This window comes from Bradyrhizobium betae (assembly GCF_008932115.1).
Classification (GTDB): Bacteria; Pseudomonadota; Alphaproteobacteria; order Rhizobiales; family Xanthobacteraceae; genus Bradyrhizobium; species Bradyrhizobium betae.
In genome coordinates, this window is the sequence record NZ_CP044543.1 from 2,120,467 (window position 1) to 2,139,759 (window position 19,293).

Genomic DNA, 19,293 nt, shown 5'->3' on the forward strand with positions numbered 1-19,293 from the left:
TCCCGGCCGATACGGGCTGGCAGGTGGAACCTTGCTTTTTGCGAGGATTGGCCGCGTTTGAGCGGCAAAGAGCAGCTATCTGCCACAATATGGAACAGGTACAGTAATGCGCAGCTCGAAGACCAGCGGTTCGATGGTTCGAGGCCCCAAAGCGGGGTTCTGGCGGGCGTTGAAATTGTCCGCTGTCATGCTCGGCATCGGTCTCGTCATGTCGGCCGGCCCGGTGCGCGCCGGTGACGACGACGAGGACGATGACGGGATGACCTTCGAAGAGAAGATCATCGACAATCTGATGTCCGGCATCGGCGCCAAGAGCATGGAAAAGCCCGGCATCGAATACCGCGAGCGTTCGCCGCTGGTGGTGCCGCCCAAGCTCGATTTGCCGCCGCCCGCGACCCAGGCCAAGGTCGCGCCGAACTGGCCTAAGGACCCCGAGGAAAAGCGCCGCAAGCAAGCCATCGCCGCGCGCAAGAAGGCCACCAAGGAAACGGAAAACTGGCAGGCCGCACGGCCTCTGACGCCTGCCGAGATGAAGGCCGGCCAGGTGGCCGCACCGGAGCGCACGACCAACGATCCGATCCAGCCAGGCACCAACGGCAACCCGTCGCTCAGCAATGCCGAGCTCGGCTATACCGGTGGCCTTTGGAACATGATGAGGGGCGTCGGCGGTGGGTCCGAAGCCAAGCAATTCACCACCGAGCCGCCGCGCTCGTCTCTGGTCGAGCCCCCGCCAGGATACCAGACACCGTCGCCGAACTACGCCTATGGCGCCGGCAAGGACAATACGAAGAAGACCTATTTCGACATCATGTCGGGCAAGGACAAGGAGCAATAGCGCTCCCTGCCTGGTGCAGCGTGCTGCGAGAAGAACCTGTCGCCGGCGGCCGAGGCTCGCCGGTTGAGGCCCATAAATTGCCTATCAGTAACTTGCCACCGGGTTGAGTTCTCTGCTTCGTGACGCGAAGCCTCAGCCGCACGGTGTAGCATGCCGTGCCTTTCGAGCCGGACGTCCGGGCTCGGCCTTTCACCAGGGATCATGATGTCCGCAAACCGTTCGGTTGCCTGCCTCCTTGCCGCGCTGCTTTCGACGAGTGTCCTGACGGCCGGCGCGGCCCTCGCCCAGACCACGGTGACATCGGCTCCGCCCGCCAGCTTCACGCTCGGCAACGGCATGCAGGTCGTGGTGATCCCGGACCACCGCACGCCCGTGGTCACCGAGATGATCTGGTACAAGGTCGGCTCGGCCGACGAGACGCCGGGCAAGTCCGGGCTCGCGCACTTCCTCGAGCATCTGATGTTCAAGGGCACCGAGAAGCATCCGGTCGGTGAATTCTCCCAGACCGTGCTCCGCGTCGGCGGCAACGAGAACGCCTCGACCTCGGTCGACTACACCAATTACTACCAGCGCGTGCCGAAAGAGCAGCTGCCGACCATGATGGAGTTCGAGGCCGATCGCATGACCGGTCTGATCCTCAAGGACGAGAACGTGCTGCCCGAGCGCGATGTCGTGCTGGAAGAATACAACATGCGCGTCGCCAACAATCCGGACGCGCGGCTCAACGAGCAGATCATGGCCGCGCTCTATCTCAATCATCCCTATGGCCGGCCGGTGATCGGCTGGCACCAGGAGATCGAGAAGCTCGACCGCGAGGACGCGCTCGCCTTCTACCGCCGCTTCTACGCGCCGAACAACGCGATCCTGGTCATCGCGGGCGACGTCGAGGCCGCCGACATCCGTCCGCTGGTCGAACGCAATTTCGGCTCGATCCCGGCCCAGCCCGCGATCCCGGCACGCCGCGTCCGCCCGCAGGAGCCGGAGCCGGCCGCACCTCGCTCCGTCACGCTGGCGGATCCGCGCGTCGAGCAGCCGAGCCTGCGCCGCTATTATCTCGTGCCTTCCGCAACGACGGCCGCGGCCGGCGAAAGCGCTGCCCTCGACGTGCTGGCGCAGTTGATGGGCAGCGGCAGCAATTCCTATCTCTACCGCGCGCTCGTGGTCGACAAGCCGCTCGCGGTCTCGGCCAGCGCCAGCTATTCGAGCATCTCGCTCGATCCGACCCAGTTCGCCGTGGCGGCTTCGCCGAAACCCGGTGTCAGCTTCGCCGAGGTCGAGCAGGTGATCGACGGCGTCATTGCCGACGTCGCGCAGAATCCGATCCGCGCCGAGGACCTGGAGCGGGTCAAGACCCAGCTCATCGCCGAAGCGATCTACGCGCAGGACAACCAGGCCGTGCTGGCGCGCTGGTATGGCGGCGCGCTGACGACGGGGCTGTCGATCGAGGACATCCGAAGCTGGCCCGACCGCATCCGTGCCGTCACCGCCGAACAGGTTCGCACGGCTGCACAGAAATGGCTCGAGAAGAAGCGCTCGGTGACGGGCTATCTGATCAAGGACACCACCGCCGCCAAGCGCGAGGAGAAGCGTTCGTGACCTATCCCTTCCTTCGACGCATTGCATTCTCCCTTGCCGCCGGCACCGCGTTTGCGCTCGCGACCATCTCGCCATCGCAAGCCGCAGCAAAGATCCAGCGCCTGGTCTCGCCTGGCGGCATCGAGGCCTGGTTCGTGCAGGATGCGACCGTGCCGCTGATCGCCATGGAATATTCCTTTGCCGGCGGCTCGTCCCAGGACCCCAGGGACAAGTCGGGTGTCGCCAACCTGGTCGGCGACCTCCTCGACGAAGGCTCCGGAGATCTCGACTCCAAGACCTTCCACGAACGGCTCGACCGCCGCGCCATCGAGCTCAATTTCAGCACCAGCCGCGATACCTTCCGCGGCAGCCTGCGCATGCTGCGCGACAACAAGGACGAGGCCTTCGACCTGCTCCGGAGCGCGCTGACCTCGCCGCATTTCGACACCGCCGACGTCGAGCGTATCCGTTCCCAGGTGATCTCGGGCCTGCGCCGCGAGACCACCAACCCGACCTCGCTGGCGAGCCGCAAATTCCTGGAGGTCGCATTCGGCGATCATCCCTACGGACGGCAGACCAACGGCACGCTCGACAGCGTGCCGACCATCACGGTCGCAGACATGAAGGATTATGTCGGCCGCGTACTCGCCAGAGACACGTTGAAGATCGCGGTCGTCGGCGACGTCGATGCCGCCACCCTCGGCAAGCTGCTCGACCACACCTTCGGCAGCCTGCCCGCCAAGGCCAACCTCACGCCGGTCGCTGACGTCGAGGCGGTCAAGCCGCCGCAGCGCGCCTTCGTGCCGCTCGACGTGCCGCAGACCGTCATCACCTTCGGCGGCCCCGGCGTGAAGCGCAGCGATCCGAACTTCATGGCCGCCTATGTCGTCAACCACATTCTCGGCGGCGGCGGCCTGTCCTCGCGGCTCTATCACGAGGTCCGCGAGAAGCGCGGGCTGGCCTATTCGGTATTCGAATCGCTACTCTGGATGGAGCATTCGGCGATCTTCATCGGCAATACCGGCACGCGCGCAGACCGCGCCGGCGACACCATCGACGCCATCGAGAAGGAGGTGCGCCGCATCGCCGAGGAGGGCCCGACACAGAAGGAGCTCGACGAGGCCAAGTCCTACCTCAAGGGCTCGCAGATGCTGGCGCTCGACACCTCCTCCAAGCTGGCGCAGGCGCTGCTGCAATATCAGCAGGACAAGATGCCGATCGACTACATCGAGAAGCGCAACGCCATCGTCGATGCGGTGACGCTCGATGACGCCAAGGCGGCCTCCAAGCGGCTCTGGGGCCAGGGCCTCCTGACCGTCGTCGTCGGCCGCGCCCCGCAGGCCGCCGCGCAGCCGGCGGCAGCACCGGCGACGAAGTCCAACTGACGTCCCTTAACGTTTCCTGAAATGGCCGGGCTCGCCCGGCCATTTGCGTTTCGCATGGGTGCCATTGCCGAATGGTGGCGTCCGGGATATGTCCGGACATCACGAATGGTGTTCCCATGCTGCGGATATCCCGCGATCTCGTCATCGACGAGGACGACATCGAGATCGGCTTTGTTCGCGCCTCGGGCCCCGGCGGCCAGAACGTCAACAAGGTCGCAACCTCGGCGCAATTGCGCTTCGACACCCGCAAGCTGACCTTGCCGGAGGATGCGGCATTGCGCCTTGCCCGTCTCGCCGGCCAGCGCATGACCAAGGACGGCGTCATCGTGATCCAGGCGCAGCGCTTCCGCACCCAGGAGCGCAACCGGCAGGATGCGATCGACCGCCTCACCGAGATCCTCAGCGAAGCGATGATACGGCCGAAGCCGCGGCGCGCGACAAAGCCGACCTTCGGCTCCAAGCAACGCCGGCTCGAGGGCAAGAAGCGCCGCAGCGATATCAAGTCGAAACGCGGCGGACATTTCGACGATTGATCGCGGCAGTCGATCGCACTGCAGATCGGTGCGAGCACATCGCGCGCTTTACGTTTTGTTCCCGTCCGAAACAGCCCGCTACTACCACCGCATGTTTGGCGGCGCCTAGAGTTTGCGCACGCTGAATTTGACGTGGATGGGCGGGCTTTTGTCGATGCGCGCGGTCGTGCTGGGATTGTGCACTGCGGTGATGCTGGTGGTGCGGGTTGCCGACGCACAGATGCCGTTGCCGGCCGCAAGGCCGCCGGATGGCGCAACTCTGTTCAAGCAGCAATGCGCGGTGTGCCACACGATCAACTCGTCGGAGCCGATGCGGCAGGGCCCGCCGCTGGTCAAGATCGTGGGCCGACCCGCCGGCAAGGTCGACGGCTTCCGCTATTCCGAGAACCTGGCCAAAGCCGACTTCGCCTGGGACGAGACGAAGCTCGACGCCTGGCTGACCAATCCGCAAGCCGTCATTCCCGGCGTCGTCATGGTCTACCGGCAGGCCAAGCCGGAGACGCGCGCCGCCATCATCGCCTTTCTGAAGGAGCAGAACTGAATGGCAAAGCCTGTTCATTCCATGATCCGCGTGTTCGACGAGGCGCGCTCGCTGGACTTTTACAGACGCGCCTTCGGCCTCGAAGTCGCCGACCATCTGAAGTTTCCCGATTTTGCCCTGATCTACCTGCGTCATCCGTCGTCACCCTTCGAGGTGGAGCTGACGGTCAATTTCGATCGCAAGGAGCCTTACGCGCTCGGTGACGGCTACGGCCACCTCGCCGTGGTGGTCGAGGATCTCGACGCCGAACATGCCCGCTTCGAACGCGAGAAGCTTGCGCCTGGGCCGCTGCGCGACTTCAAGCACGACGGCAAGACGCTGGCGCGCTTTTTCTTTGTCAGCGATCCCGATGGTTACAAGATCGAGGTGATCCAGCGGGGCGGACGTTTCAACTAACCAAAATCAAAAAATCAAAATCAACGGAGGAAACCATGAGAGAAGTCGATCGTCGAAGCAAGCACAGCCGCCGCGTCTTTCTCAAGGGCGCGGCAACCGCCGTGCCGGTCGCGGCCGTCGCTGCCAGCGTCGCCGTCAGCATCGAAGGCGCCTGGGCCGATGAGGCCGGCACGCTGTCACCGGCAACGATGAAGACATTGCTGAAGGTCGCGCGCGACATCTATCCGCACGATGTGCTCGGCGACAGCTACTACATCACCGCAATCAAGCCGTGGGACGGCAAGGCGGCCAAGGATCCCGCCGTCAAGTCGCTGATCAGCGACGGCGTCACGCGGCTCGATCAGAACGCGCGGGATCGCCACAAGGTCCCTTACGCCGAGGTGCCATGGGAAGCCGATCGCGTCGTGCTGCTGAAGGAGATCGAGCAGAGCGACTTCTTCCAGAAGGTGCGCGGCGACCTCGTCGTCTCGCTCTACAATCAGAAAGAGGTCTGGCCGCGGTTCGGCTACGAGGGCTCCTCCGCCGAACACGGCGGCTACATCAACCGCGGCTTCGCCGACATCGACTGGCTGCCCAAGGCCTAAAGGCCACCCCAACGGTTCAGGAGAACGCATATGGCAAAATTCGATCTGAACGACTCCAGCGCTGTGGTGATCGTCGGCTCCGGTGCCGGCGGCGGCACGCTGGGCAACGAGCTCGCGCAGAAGGGCGTCAAGGTGGTCATCCTCGAGGCCGGGCCGCGCATCGAGAACCAGGACTTCGTCAACGACGAGTGGGAGAGTTTTTCCCAGCTGGCCTGGACCGATGCCCGCACCACATCGGGCAACTGGCGTGTCGCGAAGGACTTTTCGGGTCTTCCGGCCTGGATCGTCAAGGCGGTCGGCGGCTCGACCACACACTGGGCCGGCGCGTCGCTGCGCTTCGACGAGCACGAGTTCAAGGTGAAGAGCACTTACGGCAACATTGCCGGCGCCAACCTGCTGGACTGGCCGGTGACGCTCGCGGAGATCGAGCCGTGGTACGCCAAGGCCGAGAACAAGATGGGCGTGACCCGCACCAACGGCATACCCGGACTTCCCGGCAACAATAACTTCAAGGTGCTGGAGGCCGGCGCGAAGAAGCTCGGCTACAAGACCGTGCACACCGGCAACATGGCGATCAACAGCCAGCCGCGCGACGGCCGCGGCGCCTGCCAGCAGATCGGATTCTGCTTCCAGGGCTGCAAATCCGGCGCGAAATGGTCGACGCTCTACACCGAGATCCCCAAGGGCGAGGCGACCGGCAATCTCGAGGTCCGTCCCGGCAGCATGGCGGTCAAGATCGAGCATGACGCCAGCGGCAAGGTCACCGGCGTGGTCTACGCCGACGAGACCGGGGCGATGCAGCGCCAGAAAGCACGCATCGTCGCGGTTGCCGGCAATTCGATCGAAAGCCCGCGGCTGCTGCTCAACAGCGCCTCGACCATGTTCCCCGACGGCCTCGGCAATTCATCCGGCCAGGTCGGCCGCAACTACATGCGGCACATGACCGGCAGCGTCTACGCCGTGTTCGAGAAATCGGTGCACATGTATCGCGGCACCACCATGGCCGGCATCATCCGCGACGAGGCCGCCAACAACCCGAAGCGCGGCTTCGTCGGCGGCTACGAGATGGAGACGCTGTCGCTCGGACTGCCCTTCATGGCGGCGTTCCTCAATCCCGGCGCCTGGGGCCGCCCGTTCACCGCAGCACTCGACGGTTATCCCAGGATGGCCGGCATGTGGCTGGTCGGCGAGGACATGCCGCAGGAGACCAATCGCATCACGCTCGATCCTGTCGTGAAGGACAAGTTCGGACAGCCGGTCGCGAGCGTGCACTACGACGATCATCCCAATGACATCGCGATGCGGGCACACGCCTACAAGCAGGGCGCGGCGGTCTATGACGCCGTCGGCGCCACCGTGACCTATCCCACGCCGCCTTATCCGAGCACGCACAATCTCGGCTCCAACCGGATGAGCGAGAAGCCGCGCGACGGTGTCGTCAACAAGTTCGGGCAGAGCCACGACGTCAAGAACCTGTTCGTCTCCGACGGCAGCCAGTTCACCAGCGGCGCGGCCTGCAACCCGACGCTGACCATCGTCGCGCTCGCGATCCGGCAGGCGGACTACATCGCCGGGGCGATGCAGAAGAAGGAGATTTGAGGGGGAGATAGGAAAACCGCTCTCTCCTCCGTCATTGCGAGCGAAGCGAAGCAATCCAGACTGCCGACGCGGAAAGATTCTGGATTGCTTCGTCGCACCAGCGCAAAATTGCTTCGCAATTTTGTCGCGGGCTCCTCGCAATGACAGCGGGGCTACTCGGCCGCATCGAGGATGGGCGCCTTGAACTCCTGCACCGACGCCATCGTCTTCGAGCGATAGATCAGGCAGGAGCACCTCAGCAGCGAGGCGAAATTGTTGACCTCGCCGTGATGGTCGAGCACCTCGGTGTAGAGCGTGGTCAGGAACTTGCCGACACTCATGTTCTCCTTGGCCGCGATCTCCTCCAGCGTGTCCCAGAACGCCATTTCCAGCCGGATCGACGTGCAGTGTCCGCCGATCCGCAAGGATCTGGTCTGGGATTCGTAGTCGCGTTGGGGCTGATGCGCGAAGAGATGGCACATGGCGTCCTCCCGTCCTGTTGCCGTTTTTTCACAATGCTACACCGCAGCCCGGCAGCTCACAATCGGGACGGTAACCCGAGATTGGCCTGCCCCCGATGCACGATTTTCTCGAACGTCCAATGTCTTCAATGCGATAGGCATCCCTTCTCCCCAGGGCGCCACACGGCTGTTGCCCAGCACATGCTTTTGACGCAACACGGGCTAGAATAGCGTCATCAGCGAATCCAAATCGTAAGCCCATGCCCGTCCGCCAATTGCCAGAGCAAATCGTCAACCGCATCGCCGCCGGCGAGGTGGTCGAGCGTCCGGCGAGCGTGGTCAAGGAACTGGTCGAGAACGCCATCGATGCCGGGGCGAGCCGGATCGACGTCTTCACCGACGGTGGCGGGCGGCGCCGGATCGGCATCACCGACGACGGCAGCGGCATGACCGCGAAGGACCTCGCGCTCGCGGTCGAACGCCATGCCACCTCCAAACTCGACGACGAGGACCTGCTCCAGATCCGCACCCTCGGGTTCCGCGGCGAGGCGCTGCCCTCGATCGGCTCCGTGGCGCGGCTCTCGATCACGACGCGGCATGCCAGCGAGCCGCATGCCTGGGCGCTTAGCGTCGAGGGCGGCGAGAAATCGGAGATCATGCCGGCGGCGCTGGCCCATGGCACCCGCGTCGAGGTCAACGATCTCTTCTATGCGACGCCGGCGCGGCTGAAATTCCTGAAGACCGACCGCACCGAGGCGGAAGCGATCCGTGAGGTGGTGCGGCGCCTCGCCATGGCGCGGCCGGACGTCGCCTTCACGCTGGCCGGCGAGGAGCGCGCGCCGGTGACCTGGGCCGCGGCGCTACCCGGCGCCGCCGGGCGGCTGACACGGCTCGGCGACATCCTCGGCGCGGAATTCCGCAGCCACGCCATCGAGGTCCATGCCGAGCGCGAGGGCGTCGTGGTCGCCGGCTATGCCGCAGCGCCGGCGCTGACCAAGGCGAATGCGCTCGGGCAATATCTCTTCGTCAACGGCCGTCCGGTGCGCGACAAGCTGATCCTGGGGGCGGTGCGCGGGGCCTATGCCGACTATCTGCCGCGCGACCGCCATCCGGTGCTGGCGCTGTTCGTCACGCTCGATCCGCGCGAGGTCGATGCCAACGTGCATCCAGCCAAGACCGAGGTGCGCTTCCGCAACGCCGGCCTCGTCCGTGCGCTGATCGTGCACGGCTTGAAGGAGGCGCTCGCGCGCGAAGGTCGGCGCACCGCTGCCAACAGCGGCGAGAGCGCATTGTCCTCGTTCCGGCCCGCCTTCACGCCGCGCCCGGCAAGCTGGGACTGGCGGGCTTCGCCATCCGCCCCGGTCGCACCGATGCCGACATTCGACGGATCGGCCGCACCCGCCTTTGCCGAGCGCGCGCAGGCTGCGTTCGATGTCGGCGCGCCCAGTGCCGACATCAGGTTCGAGACGCAGCCGGTGACGGACCTCGTCGACCGTCCGCTCGGCGCCGCGCGCACCCAGATCCACGAGACCTACATCGTCTCGCAAACCCGCGACGGCCTGATCATCGTCGACCAGCATGCCGCGCATGAGCGCATCGTCTACGAGCGGCTGAAGGCGTCGCTGGCCGCTAACGGCGTGCAGCGGCAGATCCTCTTGATCCCCGAGATCGTCGAGATGGACGAGGCCACGGTCGAGCGCCTGCTGGAACGCAGCGAGGAACTGGCGTCGTTTGGCCTTGCCATCGAATCCTTCGGCCCCGGTGCGGTCGCGGTGCGCGAAACGCCGTCGCTGCTGGGCAAGACCAATGCGGGCGGGCTGCTCCGCGATCTCTCCGAGCACATGGCCGAATGGGACGAGGCGCTGCCGCTGGAGCGCCGCCTGATGCACGTCGCGGCGACCATGGCCTGCCACGGCTCGGTGCGCGCCGGCCGCAGGCTGCGGCCCGAGGAGATGAACGCGCTGCTCCGCGAGATGGAGGAGACGCCCAACTCCGGCCAGTGCAATCACGGCCGGCCGACCTATGTCGAGCTGAAGCTGTCCGATGTGGAGAAGCTGTTCGGGCGGCGGTAGTTTCGGTCGCGTAGGATGGGTAGAGCGAAGCGAAACCCATCAATTCCAGCCACGCGGTGAGACGATGGGTTTCGCTTCGCTCTACCCATCCTACGGCCTCTTCAAAAACACAAATTCCGTGTCGTCGTACGCGCGCCGCTCCAATTCCTCGAAGCCATCCGGCGTCGCGAACTGCGCAGCCTTTGCTTCCTCGACAACGAGCAGCGCACCCGGCGTCAGCCAGCCGCCGTCGCGCAAGCTTGCGAGCGCCTTATCCGCAAGACCCTTGCCATAGGGCGGATCGAGAAACACCAGCGAGAACGGCTCGACGGGATGCGCCGGTCCGAGATCGGCCGCATCGCGGCGATAGACTTTCGTCACCCCGCCAAGGCCAAGCGACTCGACATTGTTACGCAAAAGAGCGCGCGCCTCCGCGCCGTTGTCGACGAACAGCACGAACTTCGCCCCGCGCGAGGATGCCTCGATGCCGAGCGCGCCGGTGCCGGCGAAGAGATCGAGCACGCGCGCGTCCTGGATCGGATCCTCATAGGCGTGCACGAGGATGTTGAACACGGACTCGCGCAGGCGGTCCGCCGTGGGGCGGATGTCGCGCGAGGACGGTGAGGCCAGATTGCGCCCCTTCAAGCGACCGCCGACGACGCGCAACCCTAGTCCTCCTTCGGCGTCAGGTCGCGCTTGCCGTGATAGCCGCGCTTGGGACGGCGCGGCGGACCGTAGCCGCTCGCCTCGGCCTCGTTGCGCTCGCGCGCTTCCTCGCTGCCGGTGCGCTGCACCAGCACGCGGCGGCCTTTGCGATCGTTGATCACGTCGCGCTTGCTGGCGGGCTTCTTCTCGCGCGGTGCGCCATCTTCGCCAGTCGAGGCAGACTTCTGCGGCACGTCGAACTGCGCACCCGACTTCTCGATGATCTTGTCGCCGAGCTGGTCACGCAGCACGCGGGACTTGATCTCCTCGACCTGACCCTCGGGGACCTCGCCGAGCTGGAACGGGCCGTAGGAGACGCGGATCAGCCGGTTCACCTCGAGCCCGAGATGGGCGCAGACGTTGCGAACTTCGCGATTCTTGCCTTCGCGGATCGCGAACACCAGCCAGACATTGGCGCCCTGGTCGCGCTCCAGCGTCGCGTCGATCGGGCCATATTTGACGCCCTCGATCTCGACGCCGTTCTTGAGCTCGTCGAGCTGCGCCTGGGTGACGTCGCCATGGGCGCGGACGCGATAGCGGCGCAGCCAGCCGGTGTCGGGCAATTCGAGCGTGCGCGCGAGGCCGCCGTCATTGGTGAGCAGCAGCAGGCCTTCGGTGTTGAAGTCGAGCCGGCCGACCGAGATCAGACGCGGCAGGCCTTCGGGCAGATTGTCGAACACGGTCGGACGCCCTTCCGGGTCGTCATGCGTCGTCATCAGGCCGCGCGGCTTGTGGTAGAGAAACAACCGGGTGCGCTCGCGCTCCGGCAACGGCTTGCCATCGATGGTGACGACATCGTTCGGCGTGATGTCGAGCGCCGGCGAGTTGATGACGCGGCCGTTGACGGTGACGCGGCCCTGCGTGACCATCTCTTCGGCATCGCGCCGCGAGGCGAGACCCGCGCGCGACAGCACCTTGGCGATGCGCTCGCCGGCCTTCTTCGGCTTCGGTTCTTCTTCCCGGCGCGGACGCCGATCGAAATCACGATCGCGCTCGCGATAGGCGCCGCGGCCGCCGAACGCGGGACGCTTCTCGAATATCCGGCTCTCATCCTCGTTTTCACGGCGCGGACGATCGCCAAAGCCACCTTCGTTGCGCGGATGCTCGTGCCAGTCGGAACGCCCCTCGGAGCGCTCGCGCGGCCGGCTGAATTTCGGACGGTCGCCACCGCGGTCACCTTCGCCGTCGCGACGGGGCCGATCGAACTTGGGACGGTCGTCGCGGGGACGATCGAATTTGGGACGATCGAATTTCGGACGCTCGCGGAACGGACGAGCGCCCGAGGGGCGATCGTCGCGCGAACGCTGGAAACGCGGCCGGTCCTCGCCGCCTTCGCGCTTTTGCCAGGGCTTGTCCCCGCCGCGGTCACGACCGCCGAAATCCTTGCCAAATTCCTTGCGCGGCCCGCGATCCGGTGCGCCGCGCGAAAACTTTCGCTCGCCGTCGAACTTGCGCTCCGGACGGTCGCCACGCGGCGCGCGATCACCGCGATCGAAATTCGGGCGATCTCCACGCGGCTTGAAACTGCGCTCGCCATGATCTTCGCGCGGCCCGCGATCGGGTGCGCCCCGCGAGAACTTCCGCTCGCCGTCGAACTTGCGTTCCGGGCGGTCGCCGCGCGGCGCATAGGGCTTCTTGTCGCCGAACTTTCTGTCACCGGTCCGGCCGGCTGGGCGGGAATCATCACGGTCCCGGCGCGGCGGACGGCCGTCACGGCCGTAGGACGGACGATCACCGCGCGGCTTGAACGGCCGCTTCTCGCCATCGCGCGAGGAGCGATCCGAAAACGGGCGGTCGCCACGCGGCTTGAAGCTGCGCTCGCCGCGATCCTCGCGGGGACGGTCGTCGCGCTTGAATTTCGGCCGGTCGCCGAAGTCGCGGCGCGGGGCATCGCCGTCCGCGCGAGGGCGGAACGGACGGCTGTCGCGGTCGCCACGGGGCGGACGGGCGTCGCCCCGGCCTTCGCCGCGCTTGGCGAATTTCTTCTCGGGACCACGCGGCTTGCCGGAGCGGCCCTTGGGCGGGCCTCCCCTGGACGGGCCTCGCCGGCCGCGGGAATCGTTGTCTTTGTCGCTGTCGCGAGGCATGAATGATCTCACTCAGGGGGTGGCCGGAAAGCATTGCGCGCGCTCATTGCGAGCCGCATGCTCAGGCAAATTCGATAAGCACTTCTGCTGAAGGCGCAGCTACTAGCAGGTTTCTTCGGATGATACGAGGCTTGAAAGCCCCCTCTTTCATGGATTTGGCGCTCAAAACGGCCGAAAATGCCGGAAAGGCGGGCGAAGTCCCGATCGGATGCGTGGTGGTCCGCAATTACGAGGTCATCGCCACCGCCGCCAACCGGACGCTGACCGACCATGACCCCACGGGCCATGCCGAGATCATTGCGCTACGCGAAGCCGCCAAAAAGATCGGCAGCGAGCGCCTGGTCGACTGCGACCTCTACGTGACGCTGGAGCCATGCACCATGTGTGCGGGCGCGATCTCCTTTGCAAGGGTGAGGCGGCTCTATTACGGCGCGGCCGACCCCAAGGGCGGCGCGGTGGAGTCGGGCGTGCGGTTCTTCACCTCGCCGACCTGCCATCACGTCCCCGATGTCTATTCCGGGGTCGGCGAGAGCGAGGCGGCGCGGCTGCTGCGGGAGTTCTTTCGGGAGCGGCGCTGACGGCTCCGCACTGCGCTGTCATGCCCCGGCTTGACCGGGGCATCCAGTACACCGGCTTCCCGGATCAATCACTGCCGTCTCGGCGTACTGGATCGCCCGGTCAAGCCGGGCGATGACAGTTGAGTGTGCGGCGTGAGCATCGCAACTCAGCCTGCCAGGAAAAACTCGCGCAGCGCCTTCGCGGTGACGTCGGGGTTTTCCTCGGTGAGGAAATGGCCGGAGTCCACCGGCATGCCCTCCACGTTCGTCGCCCATTGCTTCCAGGTATCGAGCGGCGTCGCGGCGGCTTGCGCGATGCCGGCGCTGCCCCAGAGGGCCAGCATCGGCACGGTGATCTTCTTGCCGGCTTCGAAATCGGCCTTGTCGAGGTCGTAGTCGAAATACGCGCCCGCGCGGTAGTCCTCGCACATCGCGTGCACGCGGGCAGGGTCGCGGAACGGGGCGATGTAGTGCTCGAGCGCGCGCTTGTCGATCGCGTCCAGCGTCTTCGACTTGGTCTGGCTCGCCATCTTGAAGCGCAGGAAGAACTCGCCGTTGCTGGATATCAATGTCTCCGGCAGCGGGGCGGGCTGGGCGAGAAACGTCCAGTGCCAGATCTTCAGCGCGTAGGCGCGGTTCATCCGCTCCCAGTAATTGTAGGTCGGCAGGATATCGAGCACGGCGAGCTTCGACAGCCGGCCGGGATGATCGAGCGCGAGGCGGTACGACACGCGGCCGCCGCGGTCGTGGCCGGCGAGCGCGAAGTGGACGTGGCCGAGCTGCTCCATCGCCTCGACCATCGCTTTGGCCATCGCGCGCTTGCTGTAGGGGATGTGCAGCGCGTCGCTCTCGGGCATGTCGGACCAGCCATAGCCCGGCAGGTCGGCGATGATCAGCGTGAACCTGTCGGCGAGCTCAGGCGCGACGCGGTGCCACATCACGTTGGTCTCGGAGAAGCCGTGCAGCAGCAGCAGCGGCGGGCCGCTGCCGCCGACGCGGGCGAAGATGCGGCCGAAGGAGGTGTTGATCCATTCGGAGGCGAAGCCGGGATAGAGGTCGGCGAGATCGGACATCTTCTGCATCCTTTTGCGTCAACCCGTTTTAGGCCAACCTTGGGGGCCTCGAACAAAGAGTTCGAAAACAACCCCATGCACGGTACCGGTATTATCAGAGGGGTCGCCAACCCCAACAACCAATTGTGCATTTGAGGGATGTCGGGAGAGCTCCGCCGTCTCGCCAATCCCTCACCGGCGCCCTGCCCGTGCCGTCCGGAATGACAAGCTTAAGCCTTCGCCTTCTCCGCTTCCACCGCCTGCCAGCCGATGTCGCGGCGGCAAAAACCCTCCGGCCAGCGGATGCGGTCGACGGCCTGGTAGGCGCGGCGCTGCGCCTCGGTCACGGTCGCACCTAGCGCGCAGACATTGAGCACGCGGCCGCCATTGGCGAGGATCGCGCCGTCCTTTGCGACGGTGCCGGCATGGAAGATCTCGGCGCCTTCGACCTCAGCGGCCTCCTCCAGCCCCTCGATGCGCGTGCCCTTCTGGTAGTCGCCGGGATAGCCGTTCGCCGCCATCACCACCGTGAGCGCGGACTCCGGATGCCAGCGCAGATCGAAATTCTTCAGCTGGCCATCGCATGACGCCAGGAACGCCGGCACGATGTCGCTCATCATGCGCAGCATCAGCACCTGGCATTCAGGATCGCCGAAGCGGACGTTGAACTCGAACAGCTTTGGGCCCTGCGTCGTCAGCATGATCCCCGCATAGAGAATGCCGCGGAACGGCGTGCCGCGCTGCTTCATGCCCGCGACGGTCGGCAGGATGATCTTCGCCATGATCGCGTCGTGGACCGCGGGCGTCACCAGCGGCGTCGGCGAATAGGCGCCCATGCCGCCGGTGTTCGGGCCGAGATCGTGGTCGAACACGCGCTTGTGGTCCTGCGCGGACGCCAGCGGAATCGCGGTCTCGCCGTCGCACAGCGCAAAGAAGCTGATCTCGCGGCCGGCCAGAAACTCCTCGATCACCACTTCAGCCCCGGCCTCGCCGAACGCGCCCTCGAACATCATCGCGATGGCGTCCTCGGCCTCGCGCACGGTCTTGGCGACGACGACGCCCTTGCCGGCGGCAAGCCCATCGGCCTTCACCACGATCGGCGCGCCCTGGCTCTGCACATAAGCGCGCGCGTTATCGGCATTGGTGAAGCGCTTGTAGGCGCCGGTGGGAATACCGAACTCGGTGCACAGCGCCTTGGTGAACCCCTTGGAGCTTTCGAGCTGGGCGGGGATCTTGTTCGGCCCGAACGCCTTGATGCCGGCGGCGGTGAGATCGTCGACGATGCCGGCCGCCAGCGGCGTCTCCGGCCCGACCACCACGAGCGCGACCGCGTTGGTCTTGCAGAAGTCGATCACCGCCGCATGGTCGGCCACATCGAGCGCCACGCACTCCGCCTCCCGCGCAATGCCGGCATTGCCGGGCGCGCACCAGAGTTTGGTCACGAGGGGAGAGGCTGCGATCTTCCACGCCAGAGCATGTTCGCGGCCGCCGGAACCGAGCAGGAGAATGTGCATAAGAGGCTCAGAATGAGGTGTTTTGCTGGGGCGGAGGTCGCATGAATCGGGGTGGGGCTCAAGGGGGTGGGGGCGGGCTCCCCGGCATTCGGGGGCGTGGCAAGCCCGAAATCCATCGGGCCAAGCCATGCGCTGACCCGTTGAGATGGGCGCTTCGAAGTCCCTCCGATTCCGTCTTGCATGACTTGCGCTTGCTGGAGGGATATCGTGCGGCCGAACAAGGGAGGGGGCGATGGTGTTCGGCTGGTCACGCAACGGGACAACGATACCCCTTGGTGTTGTCCAATTAGCTAGTCCGCCCGTAGACGAATGGGGTGAACCTCTCTGGAACGAAGAGGTGGAAGCCGCAACGCGTACGCGAGGAAGCGATTTCCTTGCCCCCTTCCTGGTCGAAGTTTCTCCAGGAATGTGCTTGGGCGGCTACCTAGCAAAGGCACAATACCGTAACGCAGTGCGAGACTACGAAGCGAGCGCGGTTCTAGTTACCCGTAAGAATGATGAATTGCAGACCACCGTTTTCATCAGTGCCCCCTCTTGCACACATGGTGATTTGGAGTGGCAGGCCCACACACAGCGCCTCACCGCCTCGCTCCCAAAAGAGCATGTGGCGAACATGGTGCATACGCTCCGTGGGCTATGCGAACAGGCACACGCCCAGCAGCTCTTGAAAGCGAGCAGTAAGCCCGCGGTGGACGCTGAGGAGGAGGTGATGGTGGAGGCCCCGCCTGCGCGCGAGCGCAACGGCTTCTCCGTCAATGAATTCGTTGTCTATGCTGCGCACGGCATCGGCCAGATTCTAGACATCGAGACACAAACTATTGCAGGCGCCGAGTTAGAGCTTTTTGTCATCAATTTTGCGGAAGACGGCATGACGCTACGCGTTCCCACGGCCAAAGTGGCAAATGTCGGAATGCGCAAAATATCCGACTCAGAACAGATTGACGCCGCGCTCTCCGTACTCACCGGCTACGAAGATGATCTGCGCGGGCAGACGATTGAGCTCACGGCGCGCATCGAGTCTGGCGACATACTAGAGCTTGCCCGGCTTCTACGTGAGATGCGCCCATGGCTGCGGCGCGGGGAAATGTACCAAACGGTTTTGAACAGATTCACCAGGGAAGTAGCGATTGCTCGCGGACTGGACATTGAGGCGGCGGCCAATGAGGTCGAGCGCCAATTTTCGCGCCCCTCCGCGTCCACCGAATAAGCAGCACCATGGCTAGGAGGTTCGTTCTACGGGTTGAGCTTGTCCCGGAGCCGCTTTGGCAGATGAACCTCAGGTCCAACAAAGTAGGTCTTGGGCAAGGCCGATGGCGCAAGCTGAGCCGAGCTACGCGCGACCGACTCCGGCAATGCTCAATTTGTGGCAATCGCAAAAGGCGTCTTCATGGACATGAAGTCTGGAAGCTTAGCGAAACGGTAAGAAAAGGCCGAGCGCGGCTGACCGCCGTGAACGCAATTTGCGTGATGTGCCATTCAATTCAGCACTGGGGCATGACGCGCGTGCTGATCAACATCGGCGTGCTCAGTACGGCGGACGAGCGGCGCCTGATCCGGCACTTCACCAAGATCAATGGTTGCAGCGAAGCCGCCTTCTCCAGGCACGTCGTCCGCGCTTTCGCCCAGCATCATCTGCGGAGCAAGAAGAAATGGACGGTCGATTGGGGGCCGTTCACTGCCGCCGTTGCTGAGGCCAAGTTGGCGCGAGAAAAATGGCATGCGGCGCGACAAGCACGCCTAGAGTTACGGTGAGTGCACCAATTTCCAAAGCGCAGTTGATGTCGGGCGGATGGGCCGGAATCCCTCACTGTCTGACCGCGGAAAAGTGCCCGCCAACTCAACAGCAACTCGCTCGGCAGACGCTTGGATTAGTTGAAGCTGCCTTTGGTATGACGCTGACAAAGTTCTACTCGATGCCTTGATGAATTTTATGGATCGTTAGAAGGTTTATCTCGTTGAAACTTATTGCATTTTTGAGGAAACGTCATGTGAAATGCAATGCACAATCTGGAATCATCGGGATTCCGTTTTGCATACCAGGGGTTGGGGCTACACTTCTCGTGGGCAGATTTCTTGAATCAGCATCCGATTGATTTCGCCAAGGCCGTCGTTGGCGAAAGCGATGTTAGCCCGTAGGATGGGTTGAGCCCTTGCGAAACCCATCGCACATGTCCCTCGAAGCGTCCGTAAAGTTGGCCGACCGAGCGCCAACCGCAACTCATCGTCACTTGCAGTCGGATGATAGGCGCGAAAACGGAGAGCGGGAATGCGAAAGCGATGGGTTTCACCAGGGCTCAACCCATCCTACCATGTCGCCGATCGTGACAGCCTGAGACCGTCACCCTGAGGTGGCCGCTCCTTCAGCGGCCCTCGAAGGGCGACGGCCCGGCTGCTGCAGCGGGGCCGTTCATCCTTCGAGGCTCCCGGCGCGATGCTGTTGCATCGCGCCACTCGCACCTCAGGATGACGGAATAATCGGTGATGCTTCGGCGCGAGCTAAACCTGCCGCCCCGCAATAATCTCCTGCAACGTCGCCACATGCCGCGCGAAAGCCCCGCGCCCTGCGGCCGTCGCAGTCACCGTGGTCTGCGGCTTCTTCCCCACGAACGCCTTCTCCACCGAGACGTAACCCGCCTTGGCCAGCGTCTCGATATGCGCTCCGAGGTTGCCGTCGGTGGCGCCGGTGAGCTTCTTCAGCCGCGCGAATTCCAGGCCTGCGGTCGCCGGTAGCGCGTTCAGCGCCGCCATGATCTTCAGCCGCAACGGCTGGTGGATGATGTCGTCGAGCTCGGCCATCAGATCCGCCGCATCCAGAGGCCGCCGAGGATCAGGCCGCCGCCGTTGACGAAGGCCATCCAGAGCGGGAATGCCTCGCCGATATAAAAGAAGCCGATCAATGTCAGCGCGGAGATGCCGAGGCCGATCGCGACGAAAGCATAGCCGAACCAGAGACCCGCCAGCGTGTAGAACAGCATGAAGTAGAGCGGCCAGAAGGCCCCGAGCTGGCGCGGGCCGAAATGGCCGATGACATTGGTGCAGAGCGTGCCGAAGGCGAAGAAGGACGCGAAGACCAGAACAAGCCTGACGTCGAAGCCGGAGCCGCGCGGGTGATGCGGCGGATTGAGCAGGCGCAGCGCGACGAGGCCGATGACGCCGACGATATCGACAGCGGGCCAGGCGTAGACCGCGTACATCGGCCAGAGCCAGGTGACGAGGTTGCCGGCGAACACCAATATGCCCCACCAGATCGCGGCGAGGCTCGCCAGCTCATAGAGCTGCGATTGCTTCACGCGCTGGACGATGTCGTCGATGTCGGCCAGCGCTGCGGATGCTTCCTTGCTGTCGATCATGGCGGCTCTTTCAGGTGCTGGGCTGGCTGGTTATGCGCGGTAGCAGCAGAGCAAGCGCCTCGTCCTTCGAGACGACCGCTTCGCGGTCT

General features: G+C 64.7%; 19 protein-coding genes. 12 read left to right on the plus strand and 7 right to left on the minus strand.

Translation table 11 applies throughout. The features are described from left to right. Positions 1-106: 106 nt before the first annotated feature. The 8 genes from F8237_RS10145 to F8237_RS10180 all read left to right on the plus strand — a co-directional run bounded on the left by F8237_RS10145 (position 107) and on the right by F8237_RS10180 (position 7,448). The gene (locus F8237_RS10145; RefSeq protein ID WP_151644230.1) at positions 107-835 is read left to right on the plus strand and encodes a hypothetical protein; all 729 of its coding nucleotides are present in this window, start codon (positions 107-109) and stop codon (positions 833-835) included. Between the two features lie 201 nt (positions 836-1,036). Continuing rightward, positions 1,037-2,431, plus strand: a complete 1,395-nt coding sequence (locus F8237_RS10150) for a M16 family metallopeptidase (protein ID WP_374761607.1) — start codon at positions 1,037-1,039, stop codon at positions 2,429-2,431. Beyond that, positions 2,428-3,795 (plus strand): M16 family metallopeptidase, encoded by a 1,368-nt coding sequence (locus tag F8237_RS10155; protein WP_162005974.1) that lies wholly within the window; start codon positions 2,428-2,430, stop codon positions 3,793-3,795. The genes F8237_RS10150 and F8237_RS10155 overlap by 4 nt, the downstream gene beginning before the upstream one ends. Before the next feature lie 116 nt (positions 3,796-3,911). After that, the gene (gene arfB, locus F8237_RS10160) at positions 3,912-4,328 is read left to right on the plus strand and encodes an alternative ribosome rescue aminoacyl-tRNA hydrolase ArfB (protein WP_143843326.1); all 417 of its coding nucleotides are present in this window, start codon (positions 3,912-3,914) and stop codon (positions 4,326-4,328) included. A gap of 154 nt (positions 4,329-4,482) precedes the next feature. Then, entirely contained in the window at positions 4,483-4,869 is a 387-nt protein-coding gene (locus F8237_RS10165; protein WP_162006363.1) for a c-type cytochrome, read from the plus strand. Further along, entirely contained in the window at positions 4,870-5,265 is a 396-nt protein-coding gene (locus F8237_RS10170) for a VOC family protein (RefSeq protein WP_151644236.1), read from the plus strand. It begins immediately after the preceding gene. 35 nt (positions 5,266-5,300) lie between these two features. Next, on the plus strand, positions 5,301-5,849 hold the full coding sequence (locus F8237_RS10175) for a gluconate 2-dehydrogenase subunit 3 family protein (RefSeq protein ID WP_151644238.1): 549 nt from the start codon (positions 5,301-5,303) through the stop codon (positions 5,847-5,849). Positions 5,850-5,879: 30 nt separating this feature from the next. Next, positions 5,880-7,448, plus strand: a complete 1,569-nt coding sequence (locus F8237_RS10180; protein ID WP_151644240.1) for a GMC family oxidoreductase — start codon at positions 5,880-5,882, stop codon at positions 7,446-7,448. A gap of 152 nt (positions 7,449-7,600) precedes the next feature. Here F8237_RS10180 and F8237_RS10185 read toward each other — a convergent pair whose 3' ends face one another. After that, positions 7,601-7,909: a ribbon-helix-helix domain-containing protein gene (locus tag F8237_RS10185; protein WP_151644242.1), complete on the minus strand. Its 309-nt coding sequence runs from the start codon at positions 7,907-7,909 to the stop codon at positions 7,601-7,603. 239 nt (positions 7,910-8,148) lie between these two features. On the opposite strand from F8237_RS10185, the gene mutL reads away from it, so the two are divergent. Next, positions 8,149-9,960 carry a DNA mismatch repair endonuclease MutL gene (mutL, locus tag F8237_RS10190; RefSeq protein WP_151644244.1) on the plus strand — a complete coding sequence of 604 codons (1,812 nt, stop codon included), beginning with the start codon at positions 8,149-8,151 and terminating at the stop codon, positions 9,958-9,960. Positions 9,961-10,050: 90 nt separating this feature from the next. Here the strand turns inward: mutL and rsmD are convergent, their stop codons facing one another. Beyond that, a complete protein-coding gene (gene rsmD, locus F8237_RS10195) occupies positions 10,051-10,605 on the minus strand; it encodes a 16S rRNA (guanine(966)-N(2))-methyltransferase RsmD (protein ID WP_151644246.1) in 555 nt (184 codons plus the stop codon). Positions 10,606-10,607: 2 nt separating this feature from the next. Further along, positions 10,608-12,731 carry a pseudouridine synthase gene (locus tag F8237_RS10200; RefSeq protein WP_162005975.1) on the minus strand — a complete coding sequence of 708 codons (2,124 nt, stop codon included), beginning with the start codon at positions 12,729-12,731 and terminating at the stop codon, positions 10,608-10,610. A gap of 119 nt (positions 12,732-12,850) precedes the next feature. Here F8237_RS10200 and F8237_RS10205 point away from each other — a divergent pair, with 119 nt between their 5' ends. Then, positions 12,851-13,309: a nucleoside deaminase gene (locus F8237_RS10205; RefSeq protein WP_151644250.1), complete on the plus strand. Its 459-nt coding sequence runs from the start codon at positions 12,851-12,853 to the stop codon at positions 13,307-13,309. A 146-nt stretch (positions 13,310-13,455) separates the two neighbouring features. Here the strand turns inward: F8237_RS10205 and F8237_RS10210 are convergent, their stop codons facing one another. Both F8237_RS10210 and purD read right to left on the minus strand, forming a co-directional pair. Continuing rightward, positions 13,456-14,361 carry an alpha/beta fold hydrolase gene (locus F8237_RS10210; protein ID WP_151644252.1) on the minus strand — a complete coding sequence of 302 codons (906 nt, stop codon included), beginning with the start codon at positions 14,359-14,361 and terminating at the stop codon, positions 13,456-13,458. 209 nt (positions 14,362-14,570) lie between these two features. After that, complete coding sequence (purD, locus tag F8237_RS10215) at positions 14,571-15,854, minus strand: phosphoribosylamine--glycine ligase (protein ID WP_151644254.1); 1,284 nt, start codon at positions 15,852-15,854, stop codon at positions 14,571-14,573. Between the two features lie 232 nt (positions 15,855-16,086). Between purD and F8237_RS10220 the strand changes: the two genes are divergently transcribed. Together F8237_RS10220 and F8237_RS10225 are read left to right on the plus strand one after the other, a co-directional pair. Beyond that, positions 16,087-17,061 (plus strand): CarD family transcriptional regulator, encoded by a 975-nt coding sequence (locus F8237_RS10220; RefSeq protein WP_151644256.1) that lies wholly within the window; start codon positions 16,087-16,089, stop codon positions 17,059-17,061. Positions 17,062-17,348: 287 nt separating this feature from the next. Continuing rightward, positions 17,349-17,606 (plus strand): hypothetical protein, encoded by a 258-nt coding sequence (locus F8237_RS10225; protein WP_151644258.1) that lies wholly within the window; start codon positions 17,349-17,351, stop codon positions 17,604-17,606. A gap of 744 nt (positions 17,607-18,350) precedes the next feature. On the opposite strand, the gene F8237_RS10230 is transcribed toward F8237_RS10225, so the two are convergent. Both F8237_RS10230 and F8237_RS10235 read right to left on the minus strand, forming a co-directional pair. Then, on the minus strand, positions 18,351-18,650 hold the full coding sequence (locus tag F8237_RS10230; RefSeq protein ID WP_151644260.1) for a winged helix-turn-helix domain-containing protein: 300 nt from the start codon (positions 18,648-18,650) through the stop codon (positions 18,351-18,353). Beyond that, positions 18,650-19,204: an Asp23/Gls24 family envelope stress response protein gene (locus F8237_RS10235; protein ID WP_151644262.1), complete on the minus strand. Its 555-nt coding sequence runs from the start codon at positions 19,202-19,204 to the stop codon at positions 18,650-18,652. Before F8237_RS10235 ends, F8237_RS10230 begins: the two co-directional genes overlap by 1 nt. Positions 19,205-19,293 lie beyond the last annotated feature (89 nt).